The following is a 7,092-nucleotide window of genomic DNA, read 5'->3' as shown; positions in this document are numbered from 1 at the left end:
GCCTCCTCGAATAGGCCTAATACATAGATGCAACCGGGTCCCTTTGTTCAAAACAGCAGGAAAAGCGGGTAGACAATGTAGGCGAGTCCATACATAGGAGCGGCCCCTGTGCCGCGATTGGGCCCGCAGGGCCCACAGAGCCGTCAACGCGGTGAGGCCCGGGTCAACCTGGAGAACGGCGGCTGCTCACATTCACAAGCGACCGCCGCGTTGATGCATGCCTGGAAATCGATCGCCGCCAGACCTCAAACCCTGGCGACTATCGTCACGCTCTGCGCACGACAGCATGGCGGCGGAGCTGCATGCAGGGCGCTGCAAAAGTCCGTCACAGGTGTCCAGTGACGGTCACTTGCCCAGCCGCCGCAACTCATCCGACTCCACCACCCGCACACCGTCCTGCTCCTCCAGGGCCAGGCGCCACAACGCCCGCGCCAGGACGCAGGCTTCGATCCCGTGGTACTTGCCCGGCACCAGGCGCGACAGCGGTGCGGCGATGCGCTCGGCCAGGCGTGGCTCCAGGCGCTCGCCGATGAGCAGCGAAGGGCGAGCCAAGGTCAGCTGCGGCCAGCCCTGCGCGCGCAGCGCTTGCTCCATCTCGCCCTTGACGCGGTTGTAGAAGATCGACGAGTCCGGGTCGGCGCCGATGGCGCTGATCACCAGCAGGTGCCGGGCGCCCAGTGCACGCGCACGGGCGGCGAAGGCCACCACCAGGTCCAGGTCGATCGTGCGGAAGGCCTCTTCGGAGCCGGCCTGCTTGAGCGTGGTGCCCAGGCAGCAGAAGGCGATGTCCACCGGACCCTCGAGCTGCTCCAGGACCTGGGCCGGTTCGCCCACGGGGTTCTCGAGGTGAGGATGGGCGACCAGCGGGCGCCGGGTCGGGGCCAGCACACGACTGACGGTCGGCTCGTTCAGCAGGCGGTCGAGCAGGTGCTCGCCGGTCAGCCCAGTGGCGCCGGCGAGCAGGACGTGCTGAGGGATCAGGTGCATGGCGGTTCTCCCAAGGGGCGCAGCGCGGTCTAGCGGCGGACCGTGCTGCTCGCGTGTGACGGGGCCGGCGTCGAAGCAACGTTGCGCAGGGCGTCTTCGGCTTGCTGGTGACGCAGCCGCCGCCAGTGTGCGAGCACCGGCTCCGGTGCCCAGATCTGCGGTTCGGACGCTTCGAAACCTTCCTTCTGTTCCCGTTCGGCAACGCTCTGGCGCGCCAGTTCAAACGCCTGTTCGAGGTCGTCGGTCTGGTTCAGCGCCTGGGCGAACAGGGCATCGCCGAAGTAGGTGAAGTCCGCCTCTTCCGAGCAGCCGAACGACACCCGGTCGGCGCGTGCGGCGGTCATGATCAGGGTGTGTTCGTCCTTCAGTGGCGCCAGGTAGCCGCCCGAATAGCAGGCAGAAATCACGATCACCTTGTTGCGCGACTTGAGCGGCGCCAGGGCACTGGCCAACTGATCGGCCGACAGGTCGGCCAGTTGCAGGCGCGGCTGGTCCAGGACCAGTTGATGGTCGCTGCTGCCGTGGCTGGTCAGGTAGATGAACAGCAGGTCGTTCGGCCCACTGCGCTCGGCCAGGGTGCGTGCGGCACGGGTCAGGGTCTCGCGGGTGGCCATCGGGCGGTCGGCCAGGTGGTCGCGGTGGTTGACCAGGGTCACCTGGCTGCGCGCGCCGAAGCGCACCTTGAGCAGGTTGCTGACGTAGTCGGCCTCGCGCAGGAACACGCTCTGCTGGCCATCGCCGGCCACCACCAGGCTGTAGAGCTGGATTGTCTTGCCCGACCGGGCGACCGCGTTCAGCGCCTTGTCCAGCAGCGTGCCCTGGTTGAGCAGCGCCAGCTCGAGCGGGTCGGGCAGCAGCGCGCCTTTCTCGTCGCGCACGCGCACGCCATTGCGCCATTGCCCGCTCTCGACCCGCCCGTCGGCCAGCAGCAGGCGGCCATGGCCGTCATACGCGTCGTTGTCGAAGCCGCCGACATACTGGCTGCCGTCGGCCAGCTGCAACCGGCCTTCGCCGCTGAACCGCCAGTCGCGGAAACCGCCCTTGTAACGGCTGCCGTCGCTGCCGAGCAGTTCGCCTTCGCCGGTCAGCGCGCCATCCTTGAAGGTGCCGATCCAGACATCGCCGTCGGCATTCTCGTAACGGCCACGGCCTTCCAGGCGGCTGTCCTTGAACTCGCCGATGTACTGCTCGCCCTCGACACTGTTGTAGGTGCCGCTGCCCTGCAGCAGGCCATCGACGAACTGGCCGCTGAACTGGTTGCCGCTCGGGTCGCTGCGCATGCCGGTGCCGTTGGGTTTGCCGTCGCTGAACAGGCCCTGGTAGCGGCTGCCGTCAGCCAGATCGAGCTGCCCGGCGCCCGAGTACTGATCGTCCTTGAACTGGCCGCGGTAGGTCGCGCCATGTTCCTTGAGCGTGCCTTCGCCATCACGGCGCCCGTGCTTGAAGGTGCCCGCATAGTGGCTGCCTGGCGTGACCAGGTCGCCCAGGCCGTGGAACAGCCCCTGAGCGAATTCGCCGCGGTACACCTCGCCATTGCTGCCGTGCCATTCGCCCTGGCCGTGCCATTGGCCATTGACGAAGTTGCCGGCATACCAGCTGCCGTTGGGGTAGTCGATGCGCCCTGCACCCTGCAGCAGGCCGTCCACCACCTCGCCGCGGTAGCGGCCGCCGTCTGGCAGGCGGGCGTCGGGCGGCGCGAGCGACTCGCCCTCGCCACAGGCGGCGAGCAGCAGGATCAAGGACAAGGGCAGCAATGGGCGCATGGCGGTTTCCGGGCACAGGATGGCGCGAGTATGCCGCAGAACGGGCAAGCGCAGACAGTCACCGAACGTCTGGCGACGGCTGTGTTCGGACGAAGCGTGGCCTTGCCGTAAAGAAGGGAGGGCATGGTTATAATGCCCCGTCATGCGAAGGAGGTCCTCGATGCTGTTGCGCGGTCTGACATGGCTGGTGCTGTTCCAACTGGTGGGCACGGCACTCAACCACCTGCTGGTCCCGGTCTTGCCCGGGCCGATCCTCGGCCTGCTGTTGCTGTTGGTGTTCCTGATGCTGCGCGGCGAGGTCGGCACGCCGCTGAGCGAGGCTTCGGCCAGCCTGCTGCGCTACCTGCCGCTGCTGCTGGTGCCGCCTGCGGTAGGGGTGATGGTCTACGCTGCTGCCATCGCCGCCGACTTCTGGGCGATCGTCGGCGCGCTGGTGCTGTCGTGCCTGGTGACCCTGGTGTTCGTCGGCCTGCTGATGCAACGGCTGATGCGCCGTCACGCCCACCCCGAGGACCGCCCATGATGCTCGACTGGCAAGGCGCGGCGGGCGCCGTGACCCACCACCCCCTGTTCGGTATCGGCGTCACGCTAGGGGCCTATCAACTGGCCCTGGCGCTGTACGAAAAGACCCGCTGGATCTTCCTGCAGCCGGTGCTGCTGTCGATGCTGCTGGTCATCGGCGTGCTGCTGGCCTGTGGTATCGACTACCGTGAATACCGGCGCAGCACCGAGATCCTCAACATCCTGCTCGGGCCGGCGACGGTGGCCCTGGCCGTGCCGCTGTACCTCAACCTGCGACGCATCCGCCAGTTGTTCTGGCCGATCCTGGTCACGCTGGTGCTCGGCGGCGTCTTCGCCACCGGGGCCTGTGTGGCGCTGGGGTACGGGTTCGGCGCCGAGCACATGATCCTGATGACCATGGCGCCCAAGTCGGTGACCTCGCCCATCGCCATGCTGGTGGCCGAGCAGATCGGCGGCGTGGCGGCCCTGGCGGCGGTGTTCGTGCTGATCACCGGGGTGCTGGGGGCGATCTTCGGCCCGGCGCTGCTGACCCGCTGCGGCGTGCGCAGCCCTGAAGCGCGCGGCATGGCCCTGGGGGTGACCGCCCATGCGGTGGGCACCTCGGTGGCCCTGCAGGAAAGTGACGAATGCGGCGCCTTCGCGGCGCTGGCGATGAGCCTGATGGGCGTGGCCACGGCGGTGTTTCTGCCGCTGGCGGTCAGCCTGGCGACCTGAGGAATGACGATGAGCCTACCGCTGTTTCCCCTCGACACCGTGCTGTTTCCCGGCTGCTGGCTGGACCTGCAGATCTTCGAGGCCCGTTACCTGGACATGATCGGCCAGTGCATGAAGCAGGGCGATGGCTTTGGCGTGGTCTGCATCCGCGACGGCGAGCAGGTCGGCAAGGCACCGCTGGCGGTGGCGCCGGTCGGCTGCGAGGCGGTGATCCGCGACTTCACCCAGCAGGACAACGGTCTGCTGGGCATCCGCGTCGAGGGCCGCCGACGCTTCGAGCTGATCGACACCCAGGTCGACAAGCGCCAGCTGATGCAGGCCCAGGTGCGCTGGCTGGACGAGATGGCCGACAGCCCGCTGGCCGAACAGGACGACGACCTGCTGGCGCTGCTGATGGCCCTGGGCGAGCACCCGATGATCGAAGCGCTGGGCATGCCCACGGCGGTGACCGGGCGTCAGGCGTTGGCCAACCAGTTGGCCTACCTGCTGCCCCTGATGGACGAGGACAAGCTCGAGTTGCTGGCCATGGACGCGCCCGGGCAACGCCTGGACCGCATCCAGGCCTTGCTCGAGCGCTTGCAGGGCGAGCTGTTCGCCTGAGCTGCGTGGCTCAGGGCAGCGGCGCGTCGAGCAGCTCGTAGCGGTAGCGCGCCACCGCATCGGGCAATGCGTACAGCGCGAAGAACGACAGCAGCGCCACACAGGCCGGCACGATCAGCCACCAGACCCGCGGTGCCAGGGCCGGCAGCGGCTGGTGACGCTGGACCAGGGCCAGGCTGGTAGCGCAGACGCAACAGGCCAGCAGCGAGCCGGCGAGGATGTCGGTCGGCCAGTGCGCGCCCAGGTAGACCCGCGAGGTGGCGATCGCCAGGGCCGGCAGGCAGCCGAGCACGACCCAGGTCAGGCGCAGGCGCACCGGCTGGCTACGCCCGGCCAGCACTGCGATCGTCAGGAAGAACGCGAACGAGGCCGAGCTGTGGCCGCTGGGCATGCTGTAGCTGGTCAGCGGGTCGCTCAGCACTTCCGGGCGTGCGCGGGCGAACAGCCACTTGAGCGTGCCATTGGCCACGGCGGTACCCAGCAGCGTGCCGCAGGCGAACAGCGCGTGGCGCCATTGCCGGGTGATCAGCAGCAGCGCGGTGAGCAGGCCGGCCAGGACGAACTGGGTGCGGAAGTCGCCGAGCCGGGTGATCACCACCATGACCTGATCGAGCGTCTGGCGGCGATGCTCCTGGATCAGCGTCATCACGCCCTGGTCGAAGTGCAGCAGGTACGGCCAGCCCAGGAACAGCGCCGCCAGCGCCACCAGGCTGACACCGGCGATCAGGCGCGTACCATGCCGTTGATGGCGCACGCTGCTGTTGATGCTCAGACCGATCAGCACCGCCAGCACGCCGGCGATGGTCCCGGCTTGCAGCCAGAAGCCCTCGGGCAAGGGCAGGCGCATCGCCGCGCCAGTGGCCCAGCCGGGCAGCAGGTAGGCGACCGACCAGCCGGCAGCGGCCACCACGCTGACGCCGATGAAGCGTGCCAGCGGCATGTCGAACATCCCGGCGACCATGGGCAGCATCGGCCGCAGCGGGCCGATGAAGCGGCCGACCAGCAGGCTGGCGATGCCGTAGCGGTGGAAGTAGGTTTCGGCGCCGCCGATCCACTCCGGGTGGTCGCGCAGCAGCGGCAGTTGTCGGATGTTCTGGTGGAAACGCCGGCCCAGGGTGTAGGACAGGGCATCACCCAGCAGGCCGCCGGCGAACCCCAGCAGCAGGGTTTCGCTCAGCGACAGCGCGCCACTGCCGGCCAGCACCGCCACCGCGAACAGCAGCACCGTGCCGGGGACGATCACCCCGGCGATGGCCAGGCATTCGATGCAGGCCACCAGAAAGATCGCGACGCCAAGCCATTGCGGGTTGGCGCTGAGCCAACCCGTCAGGCTGTCGAGCCATTGGCCCATGTTCAGCTTCCTTGTTCGAGTATGAAGAAGTCCCGGCCTTCGACCTGGCCACGCCGAAGCGGGTTGCGCGTGCAATGGCGGGCGTACTCGGCATCGACGAAGCGGTAGGGCAAGTGCTCGTCGCGACCCTGGGGGATGCCCAGGCGGGTGGTCTGGATGATGCGTCGAACCTCGATGCCGCAGTCCTCGACGTAGAACCGCTCCGGGTCGAAGCGCTGGGCATCCCATTGCGGCACTTTCAGGCCCAGCGCCTTGCACAGCAGGGTCTGACCGGCACACAGGCGCTCGGGCGGGCGGACCTGGCCGCTGGCGTCCGGGTTGTTGAGCTGCATCCGGGCGAGGCTGTTGGCATCGGACACGGCATCGACCCACGGGTAGGCGGACTTGATCAGCACCGCATTGCCCGGGCCGTGGGCGCTGAAGTTCACCGAGTCGCCGCCGCGGGCGTAGTACATGTAGATGTGCCCGCCATCGAGAAACAGCGCCTTGCGCTTTTCGGTGTAGCCCAGCGACGCATGGCTGCCCTTGTCGGACAGGTAGTAGGCCTCGGTCTCGATGATCCGCGCCGCCAGCCACTGGTCGCCTTGGCGGTGGCGGATGACCTTGCCCAACAGGGCCTGGGCCAGTGTCTGGGCATCACGGTCGAAGAACGTGTCGGGCAGGGCGACCGCGGGGCAGGGGGCATCAGGCATACGGTCGGCTCGGCTGGGCGGTGTGGGGATCATAGCAAGTCGTCGGTGTCCGGTGGATGAGGTCTCGTGCGCGAAACGCGTTCAGTTGCCTAGACCGCAGGAGGTGGAAAAACTCACCGGGCCGATTGTATCGAGGCACGTCTTGGATGAGCGGCCCCACAAGCTGCTTGCGCAGCCATGCCTACATTGACGGCTGCAGAGGTCTGGGTGGGAGCTGGCTTGCCAGCGATAGGGCCCTGCCAGGCGCCGCATGCGATCGGGCGTGTACGGAGTAGAAAAGACAGTTGCTCCCCCAGGCGCCGCGACTGCCTGTCGCACGGCAGCGGATGGGCGGCCCCTGTCGGGGCGCCGGACCGGCTGCGGTTGGGCCGGCTGGGTTTCCCCTAGGCGTGATCCCACCCCGTTCAAGGAGGCGCTTCACGGTCTTCAGGTCAACCCCGGTTACATCTTTCATACAGATTAT

At 67.9% G+C, this 7,092-nt stretch carries 7 protein-coding genes; 3 read left to right on the top strand and 4 right to left on the bottom strand.

All coding sequences use genetic code 11. From position 1 onward, the window contains the following. Positions 1–345: 345 nt before the first annotated feature. Positions 346–987 (bottom strand): NAD(P)H-binding protein, encoded by a 642-nt coding sequence (locus G7007_RS17145; protein WP_181103553.1) that lies wholly within the window; start codon positions 985–987, stop codon positions 346–348. Positions 988–1,016: 29 nt separating this feature from the next. After that, entirely contained in the window at positions 1,017–2,750 is a 1,734-nt protein-coding gene (locus G7007_RS17140) for a C13 family peptidase (RefSeq protein ID WP_181103551.1), read from the bottom strand. A gap of 160 nt (positions 2,751–2,910) precedes the next feature. On the opposite strand from G7007_RS17140, the gene G7007_RS17135 reads away from it, so the two are divergent. Genes G7007_RS17135 through G7007_RS17125 form a run of 3 tightly spaced genes read left to right on the top strand, consistent with a single transcriptional unit; the run spans position 2,911 to position 4,586 of the window. After that, on the top strand, positions 2,911–3,273 hold the full coding sequence (locus tag G7007_RS17135; protein WP_181103549.1) for a CidA/LrgA family protein: 363 nt from the start codon (positions 2,911–2,913) through the stop codon (positions 3,271–3,273). Continuing rightward, positions 3,270–3,986 carry an LrgB family protein gene (locus G7007_RS17130; RefSeq protein ID WP_181103547.1) on the top strand — a complete coding sequence of 239 codons (717 nt, stop codon included), beginning with the start codon at positions 3,270–3,272 and terminating at the stop codon, positions 3,984–3,986. The genes G7007_RS17135 and G7007_RS17130 overlap by 4 nt, the downstream gene beginning before the upstream one ends. A 9-nt stretch (positions 3,987–3,995) precedes the next feature. Next, on the top strand, positions 3,996–4,586 hold the full coding sequence (locus G7007_RS17125; RefSeq protein WP_181103545.1) for an LON peptidase substrate-binding domain-containing protein: 591 nt from the start codon (positions 3,996–3,998) through the stop codon (positions 4,584–4,586). Positions 4,587–4,596: 10 nt separating this feature from the next. Here the strand turns inward: G7007_RS17125 and G7007_RS17120 are convergent, their stop codons facing one another. Continuing rightward, the gene (locus tag G7007_RS17120; protein ID WP_181103543.1) at positions 4,597–5,937 is read right to left on the bottom strand and encodes a bifunctional DedA family/phosphatase PAP2 family protein; all 1,341 of its coding nucleotides are present in this window, start codon (positions 5,935–5,937) and stop codon (positions 4,597–4,599) included. A 2-nt stretch (positions 5,938–5,939) separates the two neighbouring features. Next, a complete protein-coding gene (locus G7007_RS17115; protein WP_181103542.1) occupies positions 5,940–6,629 on the bottom strand; it encodes a DNA-3-methyladenine glycosylase in 690 nt (229 codons plus the stop codon). Between the last annotated feature and the right edge of the window lie 463 nt (positions 6,630–7,092).

It is taken from the genome of Pseudomonas entomophila, assembly GCF_013523125.1.
In the GTDB taxonomy this organism is placed as follows: domain Bacteria; phylum Pseudomonadota; class Gammaproteobacteria; order Pseudomonadales; family Pseudomonadaceae; genus Aquipseudomonas; species Aquipseudomonas entomophila_B.
The sequence above is the reverse complement of the archived record's forward strand: the minus strand, read 5'-3'. Positions and strand labels throughout refer to the sequence as shown.